The sequence below is a fragment of the Leifsonia aquatica genome, from assembly GCF_014190775.1.
GTDB lineage: Bacteria > Actinomycetota > Actinomycetes > Actinomycetales > Microbacteriaceae > Leifsonia > Leifsonia aquatica.
Window position 1 is genome coordinate 355,926 of sequence record NZ_JACHVP010000003.1, and the last position, 22,804, is coordinate 378,729.

Annotated in this window: 18 protein-coding genes; 13 read left to right on the forward strand and 5 right to left on the reverse strand. The window is 72.7% G+C overall.

Features of this window, described 5'->3' with window-relative positions; translation table 11 throughout:
* Window positions 1-5: 5 nt before the first annotated feature.
* Together FHX33_RS15020 and FHX33_RS15025 are read left to right on the forward strand one after the other, a co-directional pair.
* Complete coding sequence (locus FHX33_RS15020; protein WP_021764985.1) at window positions 6-1,385, forward strand: flavin monoamine oxidase family protein; 1,380 nt, start codon at window positions 6-8, stop codon at window positions 1,383-1,385.
* Between the two features lie 239 nt (window positions 1,386-1,624).
* The gene (locus FHX33_RS15025) at window positions 1,625-2,965 is read left to right on the forward strand and encodes an alpha/beta hydrolase (RefSeq protein ID WP_183428675.1); all 1,341 of its coding nucleotides are present in this window, start codon (window positions 1,625-1,627) and stop codon (window positions 2,963-2,965) included.
* Between the two features lie 9 nt (window positions 2,966-2,974).
* On the opposite strand, the gene FHX33_RS15030 is transcribed toward FHX33_RS15025, so the two are convergent.
* Entirely contained in the window at window positions 2,975-4,474 is a 1,500-nt protein-coding gene (locus FHX33_RS15030; RefSeq protein ID WP_338042906.1) for an MFS transporter, read from the reverse strand.
* A gap of 51 nt (window positions 4,475-4,525) precedes the next feature.
* Between FHX33_RS15030 and FHX33_RS15035 the strand changes: the two genes are divergently transcribed.
* Entirely contained in the window at window positions 4,526-5,236 is a 711-nt protein-coding gene (locus tag FHX33_RS15035; protein WP_021762514.1) for a TetR/AcrR family transcriptional regulator, read from the forward strand.
* Window positions 5,237-5,266: 30 nt separating this feature from the next.
* Here FHX33_RS15035 and FHX33_RS15040 read toward each other — a convergent pair whose 3' ends face one another.
* Window positions 5,267-6,193 carry an aldose 1-epimerase family protein gene (locus FHX33_RS15040; protein ID WP_021762513.1) on the reverse strand — a complete coding sequence of 309 codons (927 nt, stop codon included), beginning with the start codon at window positions 6,191-6,193 and terminating at the stop codon, window positions 5,267-5,269.
* A 128-nt stretch (window positions 6,194-6,321) separates the two neighbouring features.
* Here FHX33_RS15040 and FHX33_RS15045 point away from each other — a divergent pair, with 128 nt between their 5' ends.
* The 3 genes from FHX33_RS15045 to FHX33_RS15055 are packed head-to-tail and all read left to right on the forward strand — an operon-like array spanning window position 6,322 to window position 9,772.
* Window positions 6,322-7,995, forward strand: a complete 1,674-nt coding sequence (locus FHX33_RS15045) for a circularly permuted type 2 ATP-grasp protein (protein ID WP_183428676.1) — start codon at window positions 6,322-6,324, stop codon at window positions 7,993-7,995.
* On the forward strand, window positions 7,989-8,915 hold the full coding sequence (locus FHX33_RS15050) for an alpha-E domain-containing protein (RefSeq protein WP_021764031.1): 927 nt from the start codon (window positions 7,989-7,991) through the stop codon (window positions 8,913-8,915). Before FHX33_RS15045 ends, FHX33_RS15050 begins: the two co-directional genes overlap by 7 nt.
* The gene (locus tag FHX33_RS15055; protein WP_183428677.1) at window positions 8,912-9,772 is read left to right on the forward strand and encodes a transglutaminase family protein; all 861 of its coding nucleotides are present in this window, start codon (window positions 8,912-8,914) and stop codon (window positions 9,770-9,772) included. Before FHX33_RS15050 ends, FHX33_RS15055 begins: the two co-directional genes overlap by 4 nt.
* Before the next feature lie 106 nt (window positions 9,773-9,878).
* Here the strand turns inward: FHX33_RS15055 and FHX33_RS15060 are convergent, their stop codons facing one another.
* Window positions 9,879-11,351 carry a PucR family transcriptional regulator gene (locus FHX33_RS15060; protein ID WP_183428678.1) on the reverse strand — a complete coding sequence of 491 codons (1,473 nt, stop codon included), beginning with the start codon at window positions 11,349-11,351 and terminating at the stop codon, window positions 9,879-9,881.
* A gap of 95 nt (window positions 11,352-11,446) precedes the next feature.
* On the opposite strand from FHX33_RS15060, the gene gabT reads away from it, so the two are divergent.
* From gabT to FHX33_RS15080, 4 genes are read left to right on the forward strand one after another with little or no spacing between them, the layout of a single operon-like run.
* The gene (gabT, locus tag FHX33_RS15065; protein ID WP_021756424.1) at window positions 11,447-12,808 is read left to right on the forward strand and encodes a 4-aminobutyrate--2-oxoglutarate transaminase; all 1,362 of its coding nucleotides are present in this window, start codon (window positions 11,447-11,449) and stop codon (window positions 12,806-12,808) included.
* Window positions 12,805-14,292: an NAD-dependent succinate-semialdehyde dehydrogenase gene (locus tag FHX33_RS15070; RefSeq protein ID WP_183428679.1), complete on the forward strand. Its 1,488-nt coding sequence runs from the start codon at window positions 12,805-12,807 to the stop codon at window positions 14,290-14,292. Before gabT ends, FHX33_RS15070 begins: the two co-directional genes overlap by 4 nt.
* A 1-nt stretch (window position 14,293) precedes the next feature.
* Complete coding sequence (locus FHX33_RS15075; RefSeq protein ID WP_183428680.1) at window positions 14,294-15,163, forward strand: universal stress protein; 870 nt, start codon at window positions 14,294-14,296, stop codon at window positions 15,161-15,163.
* Window positions 15,164-15,175: 12 nt separating this feature from the next.
* Window positions 15,176-16,696, forward strand: coding sequence for an APC family permease (locus FHX33_RS15080; RefSeq protein ID WP_021763648.1), 1,521 nt, complete (start codon window positions 15,176-15,178; stop codon window positions 16,694-16,696).
* Window positions 16,697-16,768: 72 nt separating this feature from the next.
* On the opposite strand, the gene FHX33_RS15085 is transcribed toward FHX33_RS15080, so the two are convergent.
* Entirely contained in the window at window positions 16,769-18,205 is a 1,437-nt protein-coding gene (locus tag FHX33_RS15085) for an MFS transporter (protein WP_021763647.1), read from the reverse strand.
* A 213-nt stretch (window positions 18,206-18,418) separates the two neighbouring features.
* On the opposite strand from FHX33_RS15085, the gene FHX33_RS15090 reads away from it, so the two are divergent.
* The 3 genes from FHX33_RS15090 (at window position 18,419) to FHX33_RS15100 (ending at window position 21,532) form a co-directional block, all read left to right on the forward strand.
* Complete coding sequence (locus tag FHX33_RS15090) at window positions 18,419-19,057, forward strand: Type 1 glutamine amidotransferase-like domain-containing protein (protein ID WP_021763646.1); 639 nt, start codon at window positions 18,419-18,421, stop codon at window positions 19,055-19,057.
* Between the two features lie 45 nt (window positions 19,058-19,102).
* Entirely contained in the window at window positions 19,103-19,528 is a 426-nt protein-coding gene (locus tag FHX33_RS15095; RefSeq protein ID WP_021763645.1) for a hypothetical protein, read from the forward strand.
* Between the two features lie 189 nt (window positions 19,529-19,717).
* Entirely contained in the window at window positions 19,718-21,532 is a 1,815-nt protein-coding gene (locus FHX33_RS15100) for an Ig-like domain-containing protein (RefSeq protein ID WP_039922694.1), read from the forward strand.
* A gap of 78 nt (window positions 21,533-21,610) precedes the next feature.
* Here the strand turns inward: FHX33_RS15100 and FHX33_RS15105 are convergent, their stop codons facing one another.
* Window positions 21,611-22,783 (reverse strand): glycoside hydrolase family 1 protein, encoded by a 1,173-nt coding sequence (locus tag FHX33_RS15105; RefSeq protein ID WP_021763643.1) that lies wholly within the window; start codon window positions 22,781-22,783, stop codon window positions 21,611-21,613.
* Between the last annotated feature and the right edge of the window lie 21 nt (window positions 22,784-22,804).

Below are 22,804 nucleotides of genomic sequence, written 5' to 3' on the forward strand. Positions count from 1 at the left end.
TAGCCATGAGCAGCATCGAACGTGACGTCGTCATCATCGGCGCTGGTGCGTCCGGCCTGACGGCCGCGACCGACCTGAAGAAGGCGGGCCTGACCGTCGCCGTCCTGGAGGCGCGCGACCGCGTCGGTGGCCGGCTGTGGACGGACGACATCGACGGGGCGACCCTCGAGATCGGCGGCCAGTGGGTCTCGCCGGACCAGGACGCCCTCATCGACACGCTGGCCGAGCTGGGCCTGGAGACCTACTCCCGTTACCGCGAGGGCATCAACGTCTACCTCGGCGAGGGCGGCGAGCGCCGCACCTTCGAGGGCGAGATCTTCCCGGTCGCGCCGACCACCGAGCGCGAGATCGTGAGCCTCATCGACCGGCTCGACGCGCTCGTCGCCGAGATCGACCCCGACCGGCCGTGGGACCACCCGCAGGCCAAGGAGCTCGACGAGATCTCGTTCCGCCGCTGGCTGGAGACGCAGACCGAGGACGAGGAGGCGCGGCGCAACATCGGCATGTTCATCGCCGGCGCCATGCTCACCAAGCCCGCCCACGCCTTCTCCGCGCTGCAGGCGCTGCTGATGGCCGCGAGCGCGGGCAGCTTCTCGCACCTCGTCGACGCCGACTTCATCCTGGACAAGCGCGTCAAGGGCGGCCTGCAGCAGGTGCCGCTCCTGCTCGCCGAGCGCCTCGGCGACGACGTCTTCCTGAACGCACCCGTTCGCACGCTGCGCTGGAGCGACGAGGGCGTCACCGCGATCGCCGACGGCGTGGAGGTGCGCGCCCGCCGCGTCATCCTCGCCGTCCCGCCCGTGCTGATCAGCCGCATCTCCTACGAGCCGCCGCTCCCGCGCCGCCAGCAGCAGATGCACCAGCACCTGTCGATGGGCTTCGTCATCAAGGTACACGCCGTGTACGAGACCCCGTTCTGGCGCGAGGACGGCCTCTCCGGCACCGCCTTCAGCCCGTACGAGCTCGTGCACGAGGCGTACGACAACAGCTACCACGGCGACCCGCGCGGTACGCTCGTCGGCTTCGTCTCGGACGAGGCCGCGGACGACGTGTTCCGCCAGTCGCCCGAGGAGCGCAAGGCGCGCATCCTCGAGTCCCTGTCGCACTACTACGGCGAGAAGGCCCTGAGCCCGGTCGTCTACTACGAGAGCGACTGGGGCAGCGAGGAGTGGACGCGCGGCGCCTACGCCGCCAGCTTCGACATGGGCGGCCTGGCCCGCTACGGCTCCGACCTGCGCACCCCGGTCGGCCCGGTGCACTTCTCGTGCAGCGACATGGCCGGTCGCGGCTACCAGCACGTGGACGGCGCGATCCGCGTCGGGCACGAGACGGCGGACGCGATCATCGCGTCGCTCGCCCCTGCAGGAGCCGCTTCGGCCTCCTGATCCCAGACGGCGTGCGGCCAGTCGTGGATGGCCGCACGCACCTTCTCCGTGCGGAGAGACGAACGGGCCGGCTCGGTGAGCCGGTCCGTTCCGCCGTCCCGGGAGGTGGCGGTCGGGGCTCGCGGTCACGGCACGCGGATCATCCGGTGGGATGACCTTCGCGCGTCTCCCGGCCGACGTGCGCGCCTCCTCCCGGAACCTACGGTGGGCCCATCACCCCGTACTGGAGGAGCCCACCCGTGCCCTGGATCGACATCTCCGTCGCCGCCCTGCTGCTCGCCGCCCTGATCGTGGGCGTCGCCACCCGCCGGCGCCGCGCCGTCCCCGTCCTGATCGTCGGATCGGCGACCGTACTGCTGCTCGTGATCGCGTTCGTGTTGGAGGGTGCGCGGCTGCAGCTGATCGCCGAGGCCGTGGCGGCCGTCGTGGTGGCGGTCGTCGTACTGTGGGCGCGGTCCGGGAGGACGCCCCGGCTCGCGGTCGCCGGCGCGACCCTCGTGGCGCTCGGCGTGGTCGGGATCGCCGGCGCCGCGTGGGCGCTCCCGCCGATGTCGGTGCCGACCCCGAGCGGACCGCACGCCGTGGGCGTCGCCACCCACGTGTGGACGGATCCCACCCGGGATGCGCACGGAGGGAGCACCCCCGGTCAGGTGCGCTCCCTCCCGGTGACCGTCTGGTACCCGGCCGCGCGGCCAGGCCCGGGCTCGGCGTACCTCCCGAACGCTGCGTCCGCGGCCGCGCTCACCGGCGCCCTGGCGGAGCAGTACGGGATGCCCGCCCTCCTGTTCGACAGCCTGAACCGCGCGCGGAGCACGGCGACCGAGAAGGCGTCGCCCGCGGACGGCTCCTTCCCCGTCGTCATCGCGTCGCCGGGGTTCAACAGCACCCGCTGGTTCTTCACCTCCTGGGCGGAGGAGCTCGCGAGCAACGGCATCGTCGTGATCGCGCTCGACCATCCGTACGACGCCGCGGCGACCGAGCTCGCCGACGGTTCCATCGCCTACGACGACCTGCGGACCACGGGCGACGACGCGGCCGACCAGGCCCTCGCCGACCAGTGGGCGGGCATCCGGGCCGCCGACATCCGTGCCGTGATCGACACGCTCGAGCGGCCGGCCTCCGACGCCCCTGAGCTGGCGGTCGCCGACCGGACGAGGATCATCGCCGCCGGGCACTCCGCGGGCGGCGCGGCGGCGATCGAAGCCGCCCGGCTGGACCCTCGCATCACGGGCGTCGTCGACATCGACGGGATGCCGCGCTCGCCCGCGGACACCCGGCTCGCCCAGCCGCTGCTCGCCGTCGTGGCGGGGGACATGCCAGCGAACCCGGATTACGACCGGGCCCTGAGCAGCCTCCTCGCGGACCGCAACGGCGCCCGGATCACGCTCGACGGCGTCGCCCACCTCGGCATGATCGACGCGGGGCGGCTGATCGGGCCGGTGCCGGGGCTCACCGGTGCGAACGGTCCACAGGGCGCGCGTCTCGCGGCGGAGGCGACGCTCCTGCTCATGAAGGCCGTCGACACCCGCACGCCGATCGACACCCGGGCTCTCGGTGAGCTGGGTGCCGTCGGGGAGTAGTGGCGCGGGCTACGCTGCGGAGTCTGCGGCGGCTTGAGCCGCGGTCCCGGTGTCAGCCGCGGCGCCCTCCGTGGAGTCGTCCTCGGCGTCGCCCGCACGACGCGAGCGGATGATCCCGAACACGACGAACGCGGCGGCGACCGCGGTCAGGACCAGCCCGCCGAGGGTGGCGGCTCCCTGGAACTCCGCAGCCTGCTGGGCAGTCCAGCCGGAGGCAGCGATGCTCCCGGTGAACACGGCCGCCAGGATCGTGCCGGCGACCGCGATGCCGACGCCGTTGGCGACCTCGGTCGTGGTGTCGGCGAGTGCCGCGCCGATCGTGGTGCGGTTCTTCGGCAGGCCGCTCAGGACGGTGACCGCCGCGACGACGCCGACCACGCGGAGCCCCGCGGCGACGAGCGCGAGGGCGATCGCGACGAAGACGTAGCCGAGGCTGTTGAAGACCGCATAGACGGCGAGGCCGGCGACGACGGCTGCGGCGCTCAGCCACGCCGCGCGCCGGATGCCGACGCGCTGCACGAACGGGTTCACGAACGGGCCGAGCGCCAGGAGCACGACGACCTGCGGCAGCATCCCGAGCGCGGCCAGCGCTGGCGGCCATCCCCACGCGAGCTGGAGCTGGAGGGTCACCAGGTAGCTCAGGCCCGCCGTGGCGAGACCCGCGCCCGCCTTGAACGCGAGACCGCTGGAGACGAGCGGGCGAGCGAGGAGGCCGAGATCGAGGAGGGGATGCCGCGCCGAGCGCTCCCGGAGAACGAATCCGGCGGCCGCGAGGATCGCCGCCGCCGTCATGGCCCACGGCATCCACGATCCCGCGCCGTCGTCGACGAACATCGTCGGCGCGACCAGGGCGAAGACGATCGTCGCGGTGGCCAGCAGTGCGCCGGGGATGTCGAGCGGATCGCGGTGCAGTTCGGCCGGGTCGTCCGCGGCGATGCCGGCCCGGATGCCGACGAGCGCGAGCAACGCGATCGGCACGTTGACCAGCAGCAGCACCTGCCAGGGCGCGACGGCCAGCACGAGGCCGCCGACCGTGGGGCCGATGGCGAGCCCGACCAGCCCGACCGTCGAGATGAGGGTGATCGCGCGGACGCGCAGGCTCTCCTCGTCGAACAGCCGGAAGGCGAGCGCCATCGATCCGGGCGTGGTCATCGCGGCGGCGATGCCCATCACGGCGCGGACCGCGATCAGCTGCTCGGCCGTCGTGACGAAGGCGGTCGCCAGGCTCGCGAGGGCGAGCAGCGCCAGGCCGATGAGCATCACCCGGCGGCGGCCGAACCGGTCCGCGATCGCGCCGAACAGCAGCATCAGGCCGCCGAAGACCACGGAGTACGCGCCGGTCACCCACTGGAGGGCGGTCGTCGAGGAGTGCAGCTCGCGGCCGATGGTGGGGAGCGCGACGTTCAGGATGGAGTTGTCGAGCATCTCGAAGAGGAAGACGGCGGAGAGCCCGGCGAGGGCCATCCACGAGCCGTGGAGGGTAGGAGTCGAACGCTGTTCGTTGTTCACAAACACTGTTCTACTCTCCGAACACCGTTCGAGTCAAGCTAGGATGGGGGAATGGCCTCCCCTCAGCAGCGTCGTGCGGCCCGGCACGCGACCAGCGACACCCCGAACGCCGCCCGCAAGGCGCCGATCACGGTGGAGCGCATCACCGATGCCGCGCTCGAGATCGTCGCGGCGCGGGGCTATGAGGCGCTGACCATGCGCAGTGTCGCCTCGCGTCTCGAGACCGGCCCGGCCTCGCTGTACGCGCACGTCGTCAACAAGGCCGATCTCGACGAGCTCGTCATCGGGCGCCTCTGCAGCCGGATCGACCTCCCGGAGCCCGAGCCGTCGGCCTGGCGCGAGCAGATCGCCGACGTCTGCGCGCAGCTCCGCGACCAGTACCTCGCCTATCCCGGCATCTCGCGCGCCGCCCTGGCGATGGATGTCACCGACCTCGATGTGCTGCGCGTCAACGAGGGGATGCTCGCCATCCTGGTCGCCGGCGGCATCGCCCCGCAGACGGCGACGTGGACCATCGACGCCCTGTTCCTGTACGTCGGCGCCTACGCCATGGACCTCGCGGTCGCCGGCACGGGATCCGGCACCGTGGACCGCCGTCTCGACGCCGACGACCGCAGCGACCTGATCGCCCGCTTCACGGCGCTCCCCGAGGACCGCTTCCCGAACATCCGTCGCTACGCGACCGAGCTCACCGCGGGCACCGAGCACGAGCGCTTCGACTTCACCCTCGGGCTCATCCTGGGCAACCTCGGCGGGGCGTGACTCGTTCCGGGCGGGCCGCCGGGAGCGGTCCTACCCCAGCGCCCGGATCGTCCACGACGCGCTCGACGACTCGCCGGGCTGCAGCACGATGAGGTCGGTGCGCGAGTTGAACGCGTCCGGCGGGCAGGTCATCGGCTCAACGGCGAGGCCCAGGCGGTTCAGGGCGGGGTCGGGCTGGTCGGCGGTGTGGATCTGGACCCACGGGCACGCGTCGTCCCAGACCATCTCGACCCCGGAGCCGTCGGCGGTGCGGAGGGCGACCGTCGCGATGCCGTCCGCATCCCGGGTCAGGCCGGTGAAGGCGTGGTCGATGAAGGTGTCGCCGATGGGGCGCGGGGTGCGGAAGTCGAAGTTGCCGTCGCCCTCGGCCTCCACGCTCGCGAGGCCGGAGGGGATGAGGCGCTCCTCGTCGACCGTCAGCACCGTGTCGGCGGGGAGGGAGAGCGTCCAGTCGTCCACGCGACCCTCGCCGGCGACGAGGTACGGGTGCGGGCCGGTGCCCCACGGCGCGGCCGTCGGACCGGTGTTGGTGGCGGTGACGACGGTGCGGAGGCCGCCTTCGCCGAGGCTGAAGGTGACCGAGACCTCCACGCGGTGCGGGTAGCCGGCCTGCGCCTCGATGGTGGCGGCGAAGGTCACGCTGTCGCTGGAGCGGTCCACGGGGGCGAAGTCGAGCCACGCGGCGAGGCCGTGCAAGGCGTGGCCGCGGTTCGGCTCGGTGAGGGGGAGCTGCTGCTCGACACCCTCGAAGGTGTACCGGCCGTCGACCACCCGGTTCGGCCACGGGGCGAGCGTGGCGCCGCGGAACGCCGGGCGCACCTCGTCCGCATCGAACGGCACGACGAGCGCGCGCCCCTTGTGCTCGAGGGTGCGCAGCGACGCGCCGACGGAGGCGATGGTGGCGTGGTAATCGCCGGCGCTCAGGCCGAAGTGGGTGCCGGAGATCGGAGTGGTCATCCGCCCATTGTGGCGTTCGCACCCGATCGGGCACAAAACCGGCGGCCTCCACATCCCGCCTCCCGCAGCGCAACGTGCCCGAAACGTGCGGAAACGTGGGGGTAACGACGCGGCGCTAGCGTCGGCCCATGGGAGATCTGTTCGGCGGGTACGGGGCGCAGACGGCGCGGCGCCGGCGCGGCCGGGCGACACCGTTCGACGAGATGTTCGGGGATGCGCGTCGCGCCCACACGTCCGAGACGCGTCCCGCCTACCGGGAGCTGTTCGCCGCGCTCGCGGCGTTGACCCAGGACGAGCTGCGCGGCCGCACCGACGCCCTGGCCAGCTCGTACCTGGCGCAGGGAGTGACGTTCGACTTCGCGGGGGAGGAGCGCCCCTTCCCGCTCGACGCCGTGCCGCGCGTGATCGAGCAGCCGGAGTGGGCGCACATCGAGGCGGGTGTTGGCCAGCGGGTGCGCGCGCTGGAGGCGTTCCTGAGCGACGTGTACGGTGCCCAGAACGCGGTGCGCGACGGTGTCATCCCGGCCGGGCTGATCACGTCCTCGGCGCATTTCCACCGCGCGGCCGCGGGCGTCGAGAGCGCGAACGGGGTGCGCATCCAGGTCTCCGGCATCGACCTCATCCGCGACGAGCTCGGCGACTGGCGGGTGCTCGAGGACAACGTGCGCGTGCCGAGCGGGGTCAGCTACGTCATCTCCAACCGCCGCGTCATGGCGCAGACCCTGCCGGAGCTGTTCACCTCCATGCGGGTGCGGCCGGTCGGCGACTACCCGTACCGGCTGCTGCAGGCGCTCAAGGCGAGCGCGCCGGGCGGGATGGAGAACCCGAACGTCGTCGTGCTGACCCCCGGCGTCTACAACTCGGCCTACTTCGAGCACACCCTCCTGGCCCGCCTGATGGGCGTCGAGCTGGTGGAGGGGCGCGACCTGTTCTGCTCCGCGGGCAAGGTGTGGATGCGGACCACCAGCGGACCGCAGCGCGTCGACGTGATCTACCGGCGCATCGACGACGACTTCATAGACCCGCTGCAGTTCCGCGTGGACTCGGTGCTCGGCACTCCCGGCCTCATGCTCGCCGCCCGGCTCGGCAACGTGACCATCGCGAACGCGGTCGGCAACGGGGTCGCCGACGACAAGCTGGTCTACACGTACGTGCCCGAGCTGATCCGCTATTACCTGGCCGAGGAGCCGATCCTCCCGAACGTCGACACCTGGCGGCTGGAGGAGCCGGACGCGCTCGCCGAGGTGCTCGACCGGCTGGACGAGCTGGTGATCAAACCGGTCGACGGCTCCGGCGGCAAGGGCCTTGTCATCGGGCCGGACGCCTCCCGCCGCGAGCTCGCCGACCTGCGCGCCCGGCTGATCGCCGACCCGCGCGGCTGGATCGCGCAGCCCGTGGTACAGCTGTCGACCATCCCGACGCTGGTCGAGGACGGGATGCGGCCCCGCCACGTCGACCTGCGCCCGTTCGCGGTCAACGACGGGCGCGACGTCTGGGTGCTCCCCGGCGGCCTCACCCGGGTGGCGCTCGCCGAAGGGCAGCTCGTCGTCAACAGCAGTCAGGGCGGCGGGTCGAAGGACACCTGGGTGGTCGGCACCGCGGGCAGCGCCGTCGAGGCGGAGGGCGGCCGCGAGCTCCGGGCGGTGGCCGGCCTCGTCGAGGACCAGGCGGCGGCCCTCCCGCTGCTGCCTGCACCGCACGCGCCCGACCACTCGGAAGAGGACGCTCCCCGCGCCGACCAGCAGCAGCAACAACAGCAGCAGCAGGCGCGTGCCGACCGGGAGGAGGGGCCCGCATGCTGAGCCGCATCGCATCCTCGCTCTTCTGGATCGGCCGCTACATCGAGCGCAGCGACGGCACGGCGCGCATCCTGGACGTGCACCTCCAGCTGCTCCTCGAGGATCCGTGGATCGACGAGGACACCGCCTGCCGCTCCCTGCTCGGCGTGATGGGGAGCGACGCGCCCGACGGGGCCCTGGTCCGCGAGGACGTGCTGCGCATCCTCGCCGTCGACCGCGGCGCTCCCGCCTCCATCGTCTACTCGCTCGGCGCCGCCCGCGAGAACGCCCGGCGCGCCCGCGAGATCGTCTCGACCGAGCTCTGGGAGTGCCTCAACACGACCGCCGCGCGGATGCCGCGCCGGGTCACGAGCGACAAGGTGCATGAGTTCTTCACGTGGGTCCGCGACCGCACGGCGCTGGCCGTGGGGATCATGGAGTCCGGGGCCAGCCGGGACGAGGCGTGGCACTTCTTCACGCTGGGCCGCAGCCTGGAGCGCGCCGACATGACCGCGCGGCTGCTCGCGACGCGTTCGCTCACCGAGGCCAGCGGGCCGAGCTGGACGACCATCCTCCGTTCCTGCGGCGCGTACGAGGCCTACCTGCGGACCTACCGGGGCGTGCCCTCCGCGCGCAACGCCGCGGAGTTCCTCCTGCACGACCGGCTGTTCCCGCGCTCGATCCTCTACTCGATCGCGGGCGCGGTCGACAGCCTGCGCGACATCGAACCGCGCACCGAGCGCGCCGGGGTGTCCGACCGGGCCGTGCGGCTGCTCGGCCAGGTGCAGAGCGAGCTGGAGTTCCGGCCGGTCGCCGACGTGATCGACGACCTGCCCGCCTACATGTCCGCGATCCAGGATGCGACGAGTGCGGCCACGGCGGCCGTCACGCAGCGCTACTTCCCGGAGCACGCGGCGCCGAGCTGGATCGGGGAGAGGGTATGAAGCGGCTCCGGGTCACCCACTCCACGGGCTACCGCTACGACGGCGAGGTCACCGCGTCGTACAACGAGGCGCGCATGCTGCCGCTCTCGGGGGAGCGCCAGCTGGTGCTGCACGCCTCCCTCGACGTGCAGCCGGTCTCGTCGCACCACCAGTACACGGACTACTGGGGCACGCGCGTGCTCGCCTTCGATGTGCTCGACCCGCACCGCGAGCTGACCATCACGGCGAGCAGCCTGGTGGAGGTGCTGGAGGCTCCGCATCCCGTCGCCGGCCTCGGCTGGGACGAGTTGCAGGAGGCCGTGCAGCGCTCGGGAGAGTGCGTGCAGCAGCTGCGGCAGACGGAGCTGACGGCGCCGCCCGCGTCGCTCGCCGAGCTGGCGGCGGAGGCGGCGGCGACGGCAGCGTCCGACGGCGCCGACGACCCGTGCTCCACCGCGCGCGCGATCGTCGCGGCGGTCGGCGACGGGATGGAGTACGTCAGCGGCGTCACCGGCGTGCGCACCACGGCCGCGGAGGCGTGGGAATCGCGCAGCGGGGTGTGCCAGGACATCGCCCACGTCGCCATCGGGGCGCTGCGCTCGGCGGGCATCCCGGCCCGCTACGTCTCCGGCTACCTGCACCCGAAGGCGGACGCCGCGATCGGCGAGACCGTGACCGGGGAGTCGCACGCGTGGGTCGAGTGGTTCTGCGGCTCCTGGCACGGCTACGACCCCACGAACGGCATCGACATCGGCGACCGCCACGTGCGCGTCGGCCACGGCCGCGACTACACGGACGTCACGCCCCTGCGCGGCGTCTTCGCGGGCGGCGGCGGCTCCGAACTGTTCGTCTCGGTCTCGATCACGCGCGAGGCCTGACCCCGACCCCGACCCCGAAGTTCACGAAGTGGCGCCTATTTCGGGTGGAATGAGCGCCACGTCGTGAACCTCGGCGGCCCTGGATAGGCGGGCGCGGGAGGCGCGCTCAGGCGGTCGCGCGCAGCGCCGCGTAGAGGTCGGCGCGGGCGGCGAAGCCGCTGAGATCGCGACCGAGCAGCCGCTCCGCCTCGGCGACGCGGGCGCGCAGGGTGTGGCGGTGGATGCCGAGGCGGCGGGCGGCGATGTCGTAGACCCCGTCGCTGTCGAGCCAGGTGCGCAGCAGGTCGGTCAGGGCGGGGTCGGCCGTGGTCAGCGGCGCGAGTGCGGTCTGCGCGACGGCGCGCGCGTCTGGCGTCTGCAGCAGGGCGAGCATCCCGGCCGCGGCGACATCGTCGAACGACGGGACCGGAGCCTTCGGGGTCGCCCGCTGCCGCGCCACCTCGGCTTGGGCCAGGGCGGTCGGGAGGTCGGCGAGCGCACTCGGTGCCGAGGTTCCGCCGCGGAGGTCGAACCGGGAGGCGGCCGCCGGCCCGGTCGCGGTCGCGGAGGGATCCCCCGCGTCCGACTCCACCAGCACAAGCTCCTGCCCATCGCGGGCGAAGAACCCGTCGGAGTGCGACTCCAGCCAGTCCGCGGCCGCCGTCAGGGCGGTCCCGGCCAGTACGGTCACGCGCACCGGCGCCTCCGGCAGCGGGCCCAGCACCGGCTCGGCGACCGACTCCGCCAGCGCTCGTTCGCCCGCGATCAGCGCCCGCCAGACGGAGGTGCGGAGGCGCGCGCGGGCGGCGTCGGTGGCCCGGCTCTGCTCGAGCGCGAGGCCGGCCAGCGCCACGACCCCGGTGACCACCTGCTGCGCGGCCGGGTCGAGTCCCTCGGAGCCGATCGCGAGCACCCCGCGCAGGCGTCCGGCGGCCCCGAGCGTCTGCAGCGCGAATGCGCCGGCCTCGGTGACGACCGAGCCGGCCGCGCGACGTCGACTGCGCAGCAGCGGGTCCGCGGCCGCGACCAGCGCTTCCCGCGACGCCGCGGAGACCGCACCGGAGGGGGAGACGCGGTCGAGCGCGCCGTCCGCCCCGATCAGCGCGACGGGACGCTCGATCTGCCGGGCGAGCTCGGTGAGCACCGCGGCGAGCGGGTCGGGCCGCAGCGCCGCGAGCGAGATGGCGCGGGAGGCGCGGAGCGCCCAGGTGCTGCGGGCGTACGCGTCGGCGGCGACGCGGTCGGCGATGAACCGCGCGATCGCGATGAACGGGGTGCGGTAGGGCACCTCGAACAGCGGGAGGCCGTGCCGCGTGCACGCCTCGAGTAGGGCATCCGGCGTCCCAGCTCGCACGACCTCCGTGCCGAAGCCGAGGGCCGCCACCCCGTGCTCGGCCAGCCGGGCGACGTAGTCGTCGATCTCGTCGGGCGCCTTCGTGATGAGGAGCACCTGGCCCGGGGAGAGGAAGGGCGTCGGGTCGGGCAGCTCGGAGCTGTGCGCCCACGGCACGAGCGTCTCGGGATCGCCGACGCCGGGCGCGGTGAGCAGCGTGAGGTCCAGCTCGGGGCGGGCGAGGAGCTGTGCGAGGGTGGCGGGCATCGGTGCCTTCCGATCTGACAGGGTGTCGAATCCGACTCAACGAATTGTACGGGGTGTCCAGGACAGCGGCGCGCCAGGCTCCTTACGATGCCGCCATGACCATCACCGACCCCGCCATCAGCACACCCGTCGGCGGACCTACGCTCCCGCAGGAGCGCCGGCTCGTCACCCCGATCCCCGGCCCTGAGTCGCGCAAGCGCTCCGAGCGCAAGTCGCGCGCCGTCGCCGCCGGTGTCGGTGCCACCATCCCCGTCTACACCGTCGCCGCGGGCGGAGGGGTCATCGTCGACGTCGACGGCAACTCCCTCATCGACCTCGGCTCCGGCATCGCCGTCACCGGTGTCGGCAACTCGGCCCCGCGCGTCGTCGAGGCCGTCACCGCGCAGGTCGCCGCGTTCACGCACACCTGCTTCACGGTCGCCCCGTACGACTCCTACGTCGACGTCGCCGAGGCGCTCAACCGCCTCACCCCCGGCGACCACGAGAAGCGCAGCGCCCTCTTCAACTCCGGCGCGGAGGCGGTGGAGAACGCGGTCAAGATCGCGCGCCACTACACCGGCAAGCAGGCCGTCGTCGCGTTCGACCACGCCTACCACGGCCGTACGAACCTCACGATGGGCCTGACGGCGAAGAACCAGCCGTACAAGAACGGCTTCGGCCCGTTCGCCCCCGAGATCTACCGCGCACCGCTCAGCTACCCGCTGCGCGACGGCGGCCTCTCCGGCGCCGAGGCCGCGAAGCGCGCCATCACGATGATCGAGAAGCAGATCGGCGCGAGCAACCTCGCCGCGATCATCATCGAGCCGATCCAGGGCGAGGGCGGCTTCATCGTCCCCGCCGACGGCTTCCTCCCGGCCCTGCAGGCCTGGGCGAGCGCCAACGGCGTCGTCTTCATCGCCGACGAGGTGCAGACCGGCTTCGCCCGCACCGGCACCATGTTCGCCTCCGAGCAGTTCGGCCTCGTGCCCGACCTCATCGTCACCGCCAAGGGCATCGCCGGCGGCCTGCCCCTCTCGGCCGTCACCGGCCGCGCCGAGATCATGGACGCGCCGCACGTCGGCGGCCTCGGCGGCACCTACGGCGGCAACCCGCTCGCCTGCGTCGCCGCCCTCGCCGCGATCGAGACCTACGAGCAGGACGGCCTCGTCGAGCGCGCCCGCCAGATCGGCGACATCCTCTTCGAGAAGCTCGGCGCCCTGCGCGACGCCGACCCGCGCGTCGCCGAGGTGCGCGGCCGCGGTGCGATGGTCGCCATCGAGCTCGTCGACGCCGAGACCGGGGAGCCGGACGCCGCGCTGACCTCGAAGGTCGCCGCCGCCGCCCACGCGGCCGGCGTCGTGCTGCTCACCTGCGGCACCTACGGCAACGTGATCCGCTTCCTGCCGCCGCTCAGCATCCCGGACCACCTCCTCATCGAGGGTCTGGACGTCGTCGCGGAGGCGGTGGCCAACGCATGAGCGCCGTCGACACCGCCACCGACCTGACCGCGACCGAGAGCGAGCTGCTCGCCCGCGTTCCCGACGGCCTGTTCATCGCGGGCCGCTGGGAGGCCGGGGCCCAGGACCCGATTCAGGTCCAGGACCCGGCCACAGGCCGCGTGATCAAGCGCATCGCCAACGCGCGCCCGGAGGACGGCATCCGTGCTCTGGACGCGGCCGCCGAGGCGGCGGAGGCGTGGGCGGCGACCCCGCCCCGCACCCGCGCCGAGATCCTCCGCCGTGCGTTCGACCTGCTGCAGGAGCGCCGCGACGACTTCGCGCTGCTGATGACCCTCGAGATGGGCAAGCCGCTCGCCGAAGCCAACGGCGAGGTCACCTACGGCGGCGAGTTCCTCCGCTGGTTCTCCGAGGAGGCCGTGCGCATCGCCGGCCGCTACGGCTCGAACCCCGAGGGCACCGGCACCATGGTCGTGTCCCAGCGCCCCGTCGGCCCGTGCTTCTTCATCACGCCGTGGAACTTCCCGCTCGCGATGGCGACCCGAAAGATCGCGCCCGCCCTGGCCGCCGGCTGCACGGTCGTCATCAAGCCGGCCGAGCTGACCCCGCTCACCACGCTGTTCTTCGCCCAGCTGCTCGCCGACGCGGGCGTGCCCGCCGGTGTCGTCAACGTCATCCCGACGTCGACCTCCGGTGCCGTCTCGGCCCCGATCATCGCCGACCCGCGGCTGCGCAAGCTCTCGTTCACCGGCTCCACGCCGGTCGGCCGCGCGCTGCTCGGGCAGGCGGGCCAGAACGTGCTCCGCACCTCGATGGAGCTCGGCGGCAACGCCCCGTTCGTCGTCTTCGAGGACGCCGACCTCGGCAAGGCGGTCGAGGGCGCGATGCTCGCGAAGTTCCGCAACATGGGACAGGCCTGCACCGCGGCCAACCGGTTCATCGTGCACGAGTCGATCGCGGAGGAGTTCGCGGCCCGCGTCACCGAGCGCGTGAACGCGCTGCGCGTCGGCCGCGGCACCGACGAGGGCGTCACCCTCGGTCCGCTGATCGACGACCGCGCGGTCGCCTCGATGGCGGCCCTGGTCGACGACGCCGTCTCGCGCGGCGCCCGCGTGCTCACCGGCGGCGCGGCCCCCGAGAGCGACGGCTTCTTTTTCGAGCCGACCGTCATCACCGACATCCAGCCCGGCAGCGAGATCCTCCGCGAGGAGATCTTCGGACCGATCCTGGCGATCTCGACCTTCTCCACCGAGGAGGAGGCCGTGGCGCGCGCCAACGAGACCGAGTACGGGCTCGTCGGCTACGTCTTCACGCAGGACCTCGCCCGCGGCCAGCGCCTGATCGACAGCGTCGACACCGGCATGATGGGGCTCAACACCGGCCTCGTCTCCAACGCCGCCGCGCCGTTCGGTGGCGTGAAGCAGTCGGGCCTCGGCCGCGAGGGCGGGCTCGAGGGCATCCACGAGTACCTGAGCACGAAGTACACGCTCATCCCGGCGAGCTGACATGACCACCACGACTCCACCGCGCATCCTCGTCGGCTACACGGCGACGCCGTCCGGCGAGGACGCCCTCGCCGCGGCGGCGGCGTTCGCCGGCTCGATCGGTGCGCGGCTGGATGTCGTGGTGGTGCTCCCGATGAACTCGCGGCCGTCGATCGTCCCGAACGATCCCGGCTACGACGCGCTCCTGCGCGAAACCGCGGAGGGCTGGCTCGCCGACGCCCGCTCCCGCATCCCGGACCAGGTGCCGTCGCGCGAGAGGGTCGTCTACGGCGACTCCCTCGCCGGCGGGCTCCTCACAGCCGCCGAGGCAGGCCGTGCCGCGCTCATCGTCGTGGGTGCAGCGCGGGACGGCCTGCTCGGTCGATTCACGGTCGGCTCGGTGGCGGGCTCCCTGCTGCACGCGTCGCCCATCCCCGTGATGCTGGCGCCGCAGGGCTCGCGCGAGACCGCCGCCCCGCTCGGCCGCGTGACCGGCATGGTCGGCACGCGCGAGGGCGCCGACGCCGTGCTCGCCACGAGCGCTCGGCTCTCCGCCGCCGGCACCGTGCCGCTCCGCCTCGTCTCGCTGCTCGCCCTCGACCTCCCCGGGGTGGATGCGGCCAAGGCGCGCGTGAGCGAGCACCACGCCGCCGCCGTGCTCCAGGAGGCGCGCGCGGCGCTCCCCGACGGCGTCGAGGCCACCGCCTCCGTCGCCCCCGGCGACAGCATCTCGCACGCCGTCGCCTCCCTCGACTGGCTGCCCGGCGAGGTCGTCGTCGTCGGCTCCAGCCGTCTCGCCCAGCAGAGCCGCCTGTTCCTGGGCACCACCGCGGCCACGATGCTGCGCGAACTCCCCGTCCCGATGATCGTCGTGCCCCGCGCGGGCCACTAGGAGCACCACCGAATGAGCACCCGCAGCGCCGCGGAATCCACCGAGACCAGCTCGACCCGCACCGCCAAGGGTCTGAGCGCCGGGTCGGTCGGCCTGATCGGCGCCGTCGTCATCGGCATCTCCTGCATCGCGCCCGCCTACACGCTGACCGGCGCACTCGGCCCGACCGTCTCGGAAGTGGGCGTCCACCTCCCCGCGATCTTCCTGGTCGGCTTCCTCCCGATGCTGCTGGTCGCGTTCGGCTACCGCGAGCTCAACAACGCGATGCCCGATTCCGGCACGTCGTTCACCTGGGCGACGCGCGCCTTCGGCCCGTATCTCGGCTGGATGGGCGGCTGGGGCCTCATCGCCGCGACGGTGGTGGTGCTCTCGAACCTGGCGGGCATCGCGGTCGACTTCCTCTACCTCCTGCTGTCGCAGGTGTTCCACAACCCGGCGATCGCCCATCTCTCCGACAACCCGTTCATCAACGTCGCGACCTGTCTGGCGTTCATGGCCGTCGCCACCCTCATCTCGTACCGCGACATGCAGACGACGCAGAAGGTGCAGTACGTGCTGGTCGGCTTCCAGCTGCTGGTGCTCGTGCTGTTCGGGGTCGTCGCGTTCGTCCACGTGGCGAACGGCACCGCCTTCGACGCGACCCCGCCGAGCCTCGACTGGTTCAACCCCTTCGGCGTCCCCTCGTTCTCGGCCTTCGCCGCCGGGCTCTCGCTCTCGATCTTCATCTTCTGGGGCTGGGATGTGACCCTCACGATGTCCGAGGAGACCAAGGGCTCCCGGTCGACGCCCGGCCGCGCCGCGACGCTCACCGTCGTGATCATCGTGGTCGCGTACCTGTTCGTGTCCATGGCGGCGATCTCGTTCGCCGGCACGGGCGAGGGCGGCATCGGCCTCGGCAACCCCGACATCCAGGAGAACGTCTTCTTCGCGCTCGCCGGCCCCGTGCTCGGCCCGCTCGCCATCCTGATGTCGATCGCCGTGCTCTCCAGCTCGGCGGCGTCTCTGCAGTCGACGGCTGTCTCGCCCGCGCGCACCCTGCTCGCCATGGGGCACTACGGCGCCCTTCCGGCGCGGTTCGCCCGGGTGAGCCCGCGGTTCATGACCCCCGGCTACTCCACCGTCGTCTCGGCCGTGGTCGCGAGCGTGTTCTACGCCGTCATGCGCTTCATCAGCGAGGACGTGCTGTGGGACACCATCACCACGCTCGGGATGATGATCTGCTTCTACTACGGCATCACCGCGTTCGCCTGCGTGTGGTTCTTCCGTGCGAAGTGGTTCACCTCGGTGCGCAACGCCTTCTTCACGTTCGTGTGCCCGCTCATCGGCGGCGGCATCCTGAGCGTGCTGTTCGTCACCACGCTGGTCGACAGCATGGACCCGTCCTACGGCAGCGGCTCGAACGTCGCCGGCGTCGGGCTGGTGTTCATCCTGGGGATGGTCATCCTGCTGTCCGGCGTCGTGGTGATGCTCGTGATGCGCCGCCGGCTCCCGGCCTTCTTCCGCGGGGAGACCCTCCCGCGCGCGCAGGCCTGAGCCCGGCCGTCACGGACGCGTGACCCGTGGCGGATGCAGGTCGTGCTGCATCCGCCACGTCGCGTCACCGGGTCAGTGCGCACCCATCGGCGCGTCGGCGTGCGCTGTCGCGGGAGCCGGCCGGCTCTTCGGCCCGCGGATGAGGCCGACCGCGATGCCGGCAGCGAGCACCATCCCGACCGCGGCGGCGACGAACACGACCGAGTAGCCGTCCGTGAGGTCGACCGGCTTGCCGCCGCCTGTCGGGAGGGCAGCGGCGTAGAGCGCGGTGAAGACCGAGAGGCCGACCGAGCCGCCGATCTGCATGGCGGAGTTCGCGGTGGCGGAGGCCGCGCCCGCGTCGTGCGGCTCGACCCCGCTGAGTGCGAGGTTCTGCAGCGGCACGAACACGCAGGCCATGCCGACGCCCATGATCACGAGGGCGGGGAGCACCTGCACGAAGTACGAGCCGTCGGCCGTGAGCCTGCTCAGGTACAGGAGGCCGACCGCGACGATCAGCGGACCGGCGATCATCAGCGGGCGCGCGCCGACGCGGCCGAGCAGGCGGGTCGCCACCGGAGCGGTCGCCATGATCGCCAGGGTGAGCGGGAGGCTCGCCAGGCCGGCCTCGAGCGGCGGCATCCCGAGCACGAGCTGCAGGTGCAGCGTCAGGTAGAGCGTCGCGCCGATCATCACGCTGCCGGCGACGGCCTGGATGAGGAACGCGCCGCCGCGCACGCGGTCGAGCACGACCCGCAGCGGGAGGAGCGGCTGGGCGACCCGGCGCTCGATCAGAACGAAGGCGACGAGAAGCAGCACGCCCGCGACGAGGAAGCCGATGGTGTCGACGCGGCCCCAGCCGTTCTCGGCGAGGCTGAACCCGTACACCAGCGAGCCGAGCCCGAGCGTGACGGTGACGACGCCCCACCAGTCGTAGCGGTTGCGGCCCTCGGCGCGGCTCTCGCCCAGCACGAACACTCCACCGACCAGGCCGACCGCCACGAAGAAGAGGTTCACGAGCAGGCACCAGCGCCAGTCGGCGAACTCGGTGAGTGCGCCGCCGAGGAGCAGACCGACCGCCGCGCCGGCTCCGGCGATCGTGCCGAACACGGCGAAGGCGGTGTTGCGCTCCCGCCCGCTCGGGAACGTCACCGTGAGCAGGGCGAGGGCGGCGGGGGCGAGCAACGCGGCGAAGACGCCCTGGAGGGCGCGGGCCCCGATCAGCTCGATGCCGTTCTGGGCGAGGCCGCCGATGGCCGAGGCGATGCCGAACCCGATCATGCCGACCAGGTAGGTGCGCTTGCGTCCCCAGTAGTCGGCCACGCGGCCGCCGAGCAGGAGGAGGGCGCCGAATGCCAACGCGTAGGCGGTGACCACCCACTGCCGCTCGGTGTCGCTGAGACCGAGGGCGAGCTGCGCCTGCGGCAGCGCGATGGTGACGATGGTGCCGTCGAGCACGACGACGAGCTGGGTGAGGGAGAGGACGGCGAGGGCGAGCCACTTGTGCGGCTGGCGGACGGCGCGGGACATGGAGGGACCTCCGGAGTCTTGTGAGGGATGCCGGAGGTTTCGAGCCTCGGACCGGCGGGGCGATGCCCGGCGACCGCATCGGCCGCGTGGCCGATCAGGCTTCTAGTCTACCGGGGACCCTCCGACACGACCGCGGTCTCCCGGGACGTCTGCTGCGCGGCGAGCGCCCGCAGACGTCCCGGGAGACCGCGGTCACGTCGGTAGCATCGACGGGTGCGTCTCCTCCTGCTTTCGTCCGGTGTCGGTGCGGTCCCCGCGTTCCTGGAGGAGGCGACCGGGAGGCCGGGCGCCCTCCGGGTCGGCTACGTTCCGGATGCGGCCCTGCCGTATCCCGATGCGCCCTTCGTGAACGCCGAGCAGGAGCGGATCGTCGCACTCGGCCACGACGTGGAGGTCGTCCGTGTCGGCGGGACGCCGCTGGACGAGACCGAGCGCGTCCTCGACCGCGTGGATGCGCTCTACGTCGCCGGCGGCAACACCTTCGCCCTCCTGCACGCGCTGCGCTCGACCGGCGCCGACCGCGCGATCGTCGACCGCGTGCGCGCCGGCCTGCCCTACATCGGCCTGAGCGCGGGGTCGGTCGTCGCCGGACCCACCATCGAGCCGATCACCCCGATGGACGATCCGGCGGAGGCGCGCGCGCTGGCCGACCGTGCCGGCCTCGGCCTGGTCGACGTGGTCGTGGTGCCGCATGCCGACGGGCTGTCGTATCCCGCCGCCGTGATCGAGCGCGTCGTCGCGGAGTACGGCGCGACGCATCCGCTGCGACTGCTGAACGACGACCAGGCGTTCCTCGTGACCGGTGAGGACGGTGGCGTCGGCAGCGGCCTGCGCCTCGTCCGGTCACCCTGACGGTCCGCTCCGAATCCCGGCGCGGACCGCGCCTACGCTGAAGGCATGAACGCCTGCGCCGACCTCGTCAGCACCGCCGCCCGCCTCGCTGCCGGGTCGACCAGCTCCCGCAGGTTCTTCATCGATCTCGGGGCGGAGGTCGGAGGGGTCGGCCGCGGCCCCTTCTGGTTCCTGGATGCCGCACGCGGTGGCCGCAACCGGCTGCGCGGACGCGGCTTCCAGTCACACGTCGACGATGGCACCGACGGCCAGGCGCGGCACTTCGCCGGCATCGCGGCCGTGGCGGCGCGCATCGGCGCCCGTCCCACCCGCTGGTTCGCCCTCCACGTGCTGCGGGACCCGGCGGACTCCGCCGACGGTCGGCTCACCGACCACGCGCTCGACCTCGTGCGCCTCACCCGCACCGGTGAGGTGAACCGGGGTTCGGTCGCCGAGTGGATACGCACCACGATCTGTGAGCCCCCTCGGTAGTCCCCGGCAGCGCTACGGAGCCGCTCGGGGTTCCCCGGCGAGTCCTCTCGTCCACCTCGGAGAAACCCCTCCACCGGCACTGCACCTCTCGCGAGCCGCCTCGGTGACCGCACGGCGGTCTGGTCGGCTGGAGGCGTGCGATGCGGCGCCGCTCGGGCTGCCGCACCGGGATGAAGGATGAGGTCTCTGATGAAGGTTCCCCTATCTCTTTCTCTGATCGCTGCCCTGGTCGGAGGGGTCGTCGGCGTGGCGGGGGCGGTGGTCGTCTCGCCGGTCTCAGCCGCCGAGACGGGCGGCATCGACCCGGCCTCCATCGAGATCACCCGCGACCCGGCCGGAACTGCCGGGCAGCCGCTGACCGTGGGCGATTCGGTCCGCGTCACCGCGGCGTGGTCGGTGCCGGACGGCACCGTGGCGGGGCACCGGTTCACCCTCCAGCTCCCCGACGTCTTCTCGACCGTCACCGTCACGCCCTTCGCGTTGGAGACGGCGTCGGGGGAGTCGATGGGCGACTGCACGGTCACCGGCGCGCCACCGCTGCTCGCGTGCACGCTGAACTCCTCGGTCGAGGGCAGAAGCAACGTGCGGGGCACCCTGTGGGCGGGCGTCCGCGCGAGCAGGGCCACGGATTCGACCTCGGTCGAGGTCGTCATCGACGGTGGGCGGACGCGGTCCATTCCTCTTCCCGGCGGCGGCGGGATCGTGCCGCGCGACACCGGCACCGAGCCGTCGACGCCGCCCGAGCCGACGCCGCCGATCGAGCGGTTCCAGAAGTGGGGAGAGAACTATCTGGCCAACGGGGAGGGATTCTGGTGGAAGGTCGCCGTGCCCTCCGCTGAGTGGCCGGACGACGGGACGTCTCCGCTGACGATCGTCGATCGCATCGGCGAGGGCTCTCCGCACCGGTTCCTCGACCCGGCCGCTTACCCCGGGCCGCAGTGGGCTCCGTACCTGGAGCAGAGCTGCGACGCGGATCCCGACCGGTATCCGCGCGTCGTGGGCGATCGGTCGCTCGCACGGTGGACGGTCTCGCCCGACGGCGGGACGATGACGGTGGAGGTGGACCGGGCGCTCGCCCAGAAGGCGGGCGTGGACGGCGCCTGCGCCATCCGCGTCAACTACATCACCCGGCCCAGCGGTGAGGTGCGGGCGGGGGACACCTTCTGCAACAGCGCCAGTGTCGGCGCGCTGGTCACGTCGAGCAGGATCGTCCTGTCCGGCTCGGGTGGAGGCACGGCCGACGGTGACGCGGTCGGACGCTTCTCGGTCGCCAAGTCGGTGACGGGTGCGGCGGCCGCGCTCGTCGAGCCGGGTACGGAGTTCCACGCGCGCTACTCCGCAAGCGGGTACGAGGACGGGGTCCTGAACGTGACGTCCGACGGCTCGGAGGTGGTGTCGCCGTGGTTCCGCGCCGGGACCCGCGTGGTCGTCGGCGAGGTCGACCTGCCGTCGATCCCGGGACTGGTCTGGGGTGACGTGCAGGTCCTCGTGGACGGCGTCGCGCACGGGCCGGGCGCCGAGTTCGTGATCGCGGGCGGGCAGAGCGTGCGCGTGGTGATGGTGAACACCGCCGACCCGGTGGCGGAGCCGGAGGTGCCGGTCGAGCCGGAGGTGCCGGCCGAGCCGGAGGTCCCGGCCGCGCCGGAACCCGAGCCGGAGGTCCCGACGGAGCCGGAGCTCGAGACCGAGGTGCCGGTCGTTCCGGAGCCCGAGCAGCCGGACGGTGAGACTCCGGAACCTCCGTCCCCGCTCGATCCGCACAGCGAGCCGGACCCGGGCGTGCTGGAGGTCCCGGCCGCTCCGACGGTTCTCGAGCCGACCCCGCCTGCCCCTGGTGCACGCGACGGCGGCCTGATCCGTCCGGCGGCCACGAACCGGTTGGCAGCGACGGGCGCGCGGATCGCCATCCCCGCGACCGCCGGGCTCACACTGCTGGCTCTCGGGTCCCTCGCGCTCGCCGTCGAACTGCGCCGGCGCCGCGCCGCAGAGCGGGCCGACGGGTAGTCGGGCAGGAGAACGGCGAATGCGCCGGATCGCGATGATCCGGCGCATTCGCCGTGGTCGGTGGTGGGTGCGTGGTGCTCAGAGCCCGTTCGCGCGGGCCACGCCGCCGAGCCAGCCGAGGCTGGGCTTCGGGGTGCGCACGAAGGTCTCGCGGTCGACCGCGATCAGGCCGAACGTCGGCCGGAAGCCGCTGGCCCACTCGTAGTTGTCGAGTGCGCTCCAGTGCAGGTAGCCCTCGATCCGCACGCCGTCCTGGATGGCCGCGTGCAGCTCGCGCAGCGCGCCGTCGGTGTACGCGATCCGGCGCTCGTCGTCGGCCGTGGCGATGCCGTTCTCGGTGATCATCACCGGCACGCCGCCGGAGAGCTCCCAGGCGCTGCGGGCACCCTCGGCCGCCGCCGGCGGGTAGAACTCCCAGCCGGTGAGCGTCGTCTCGACGTCCTCCGAGACCGGCAGCGGACCCTCCGGACCGATGAAGGTGCGGGTGTACGCCTGCACGCCGACGAAGTCGTCGCCGGCGGAGTTCTCGAGGTACCAGTCGTCGCGCGGGTACCCGTACTCGCGCAGCTTCTCCTCCGAACCGGGCTCGCCGGTGGCGCGGAACGCCTGCGTGGCGATGGTCCAGCCCGTCTTGAGGCCGCCCACCTGCGACAGCACCTCGCGCGAGCGGCGGTGGGAGTCGAGCAGCGCGTCCGCGACGCCGAGGTCCGGGTTGGGGAGGCCGTAGGCGACCAGGTTCGAGGCGTCCTCGCCGCCCGCGAGCATGGCGGCGATGTTCGGCTCGTTGATCGTGCAGACGTACTCGACACCGTCGGAGACGATGGGAAGGGCGAGCTCGGTGTAGCGAGCGAACAGGTCGGCGGCGTCGGGCGCGCGCCAGAACCCGTCGCGCTCGAACCAGCGCGGCACGGTGAAATGCATGAGCGTCACGACCGGCTTCAGGCCGAACTCGTGGCAGGCCTCCACCATGCGGCGGTAGTGGTCGATCTCGGCGCGCGACACGAAGCCGCGCTCGGGCTCGATGCGCGCCCACTCGACGCTGAACCGGTAGCTGTCGAGACCGGCGTCGGCGAGCAGCTTCATGTCCTCGCGGTACCGGTGGTAGCTGTCCATCGCGTCCCCGGAGGGCTCGACGATGCTGGTGCCGGGGGTGTGCTCGTGCACCCACCAGTTGCTGTTGATGTTATTGCCCTCGATCTGGTGGGCGGCGGTGGAGGCGCCCCAGAGGAAGCCGTCGGGGAAGGTGAGCACAGTTCTCCTTGTCGTGCGGAT

Coding starts and splice junctions, on each gene's coding strand:
- FHX33_RS15095 (WP_021763645.1), top strand. CDS start 19,103: ATGAACGCCTGCGCCGACCTCGTCAGCACCGCCGCCCGCCTCGCTGCC.
- FHX33_RS15060 (WP_183428678.1), bottom strand. CDS start 11,351: ATGCCCGCCACCCTCGCACAGCTCCTCGCCCGCCCCGAGCTGGACCTC.
- FHX33_RS15100 (WP_039922694.1), top strand. CDS start 19,718: ATGAAGGTTCCCCTATCTCTTTCTCTGATCGCTGCCCTGGTCGGAGGG.
- FHX33_RS15045 (WP_183428676.1), top strand. CDS start 6,322: ATGGGAGATCTGTTCGGCGGGTACGGGGCGCAGACGGCGCGGCGCCGG.
- FHX33_RS15085 (WP_021763647.1), bottom strand. CDS start 18,205: ATGTCCCGCGCCGTCCGCCAGCCGCACAAGTGGCTCGCCCTCGCCGTC.
- FHX33_RS15080 (WP_021763648.1), top strand. CDS start 15,176: ATGAGCACCCGCAGCGCCGCGGAATCCACCGAGACCAGCTCGACCCGC.
- gabT (WP_021756424.1), top strand. CDS start 11,447: ATGACCATCACCGACCCCGCCATCAGCACACCCGTCGGCGGACCTACG.
- FHX33_RS15055 (WP_183428677.1), top strand. CDS start 8,912: ATGAAGCGGCTCCGGGTCACCCACTCCACGGGCTACCGCTACGACGGC.
- FHX33_RS15020 (WP_021764985.1), top strand. CDS start 6: ATGAGCAGCATCGAACGTGACGTCGTCATCATCGGCGCTGGTGCGTCC.
- FHX33_RS15050 (WP_021764031.1), top strand. CDS start 7,989: ATGCTGAGCCGCATCGCATCCTCGCTCTTCTGGATCGGCCGCTACATC.
- FHX33_RS15035 (WP_021762514.1), top strand. CDS start 4,526: ATGGCCTCCCCTCAGCAGCGTCGTGCGGCCCGGCACGCGACCAGCGAC.
- FHX33_RS15040 (WP_021762513.1), bottom strand. CDS start 6,193: ATGACCACTCCGATCTCCGGCACCCACTTCGGCCTGAGCGCCGGCGAT.
- FHX33_RS15075 (WP_183428680.1), top strand. CDS start 14,294: ATGACCACCACGACTCCACCGCGCATCCTCGTCGGCTACACGGCGACG.
- FHX33_RS15070 (WP_183428679.1), top strand. CDS start 12,805: ATGAGCGCCGTCGACACCGCCACCGACCTGACCGCGACCGAGAGCGAG.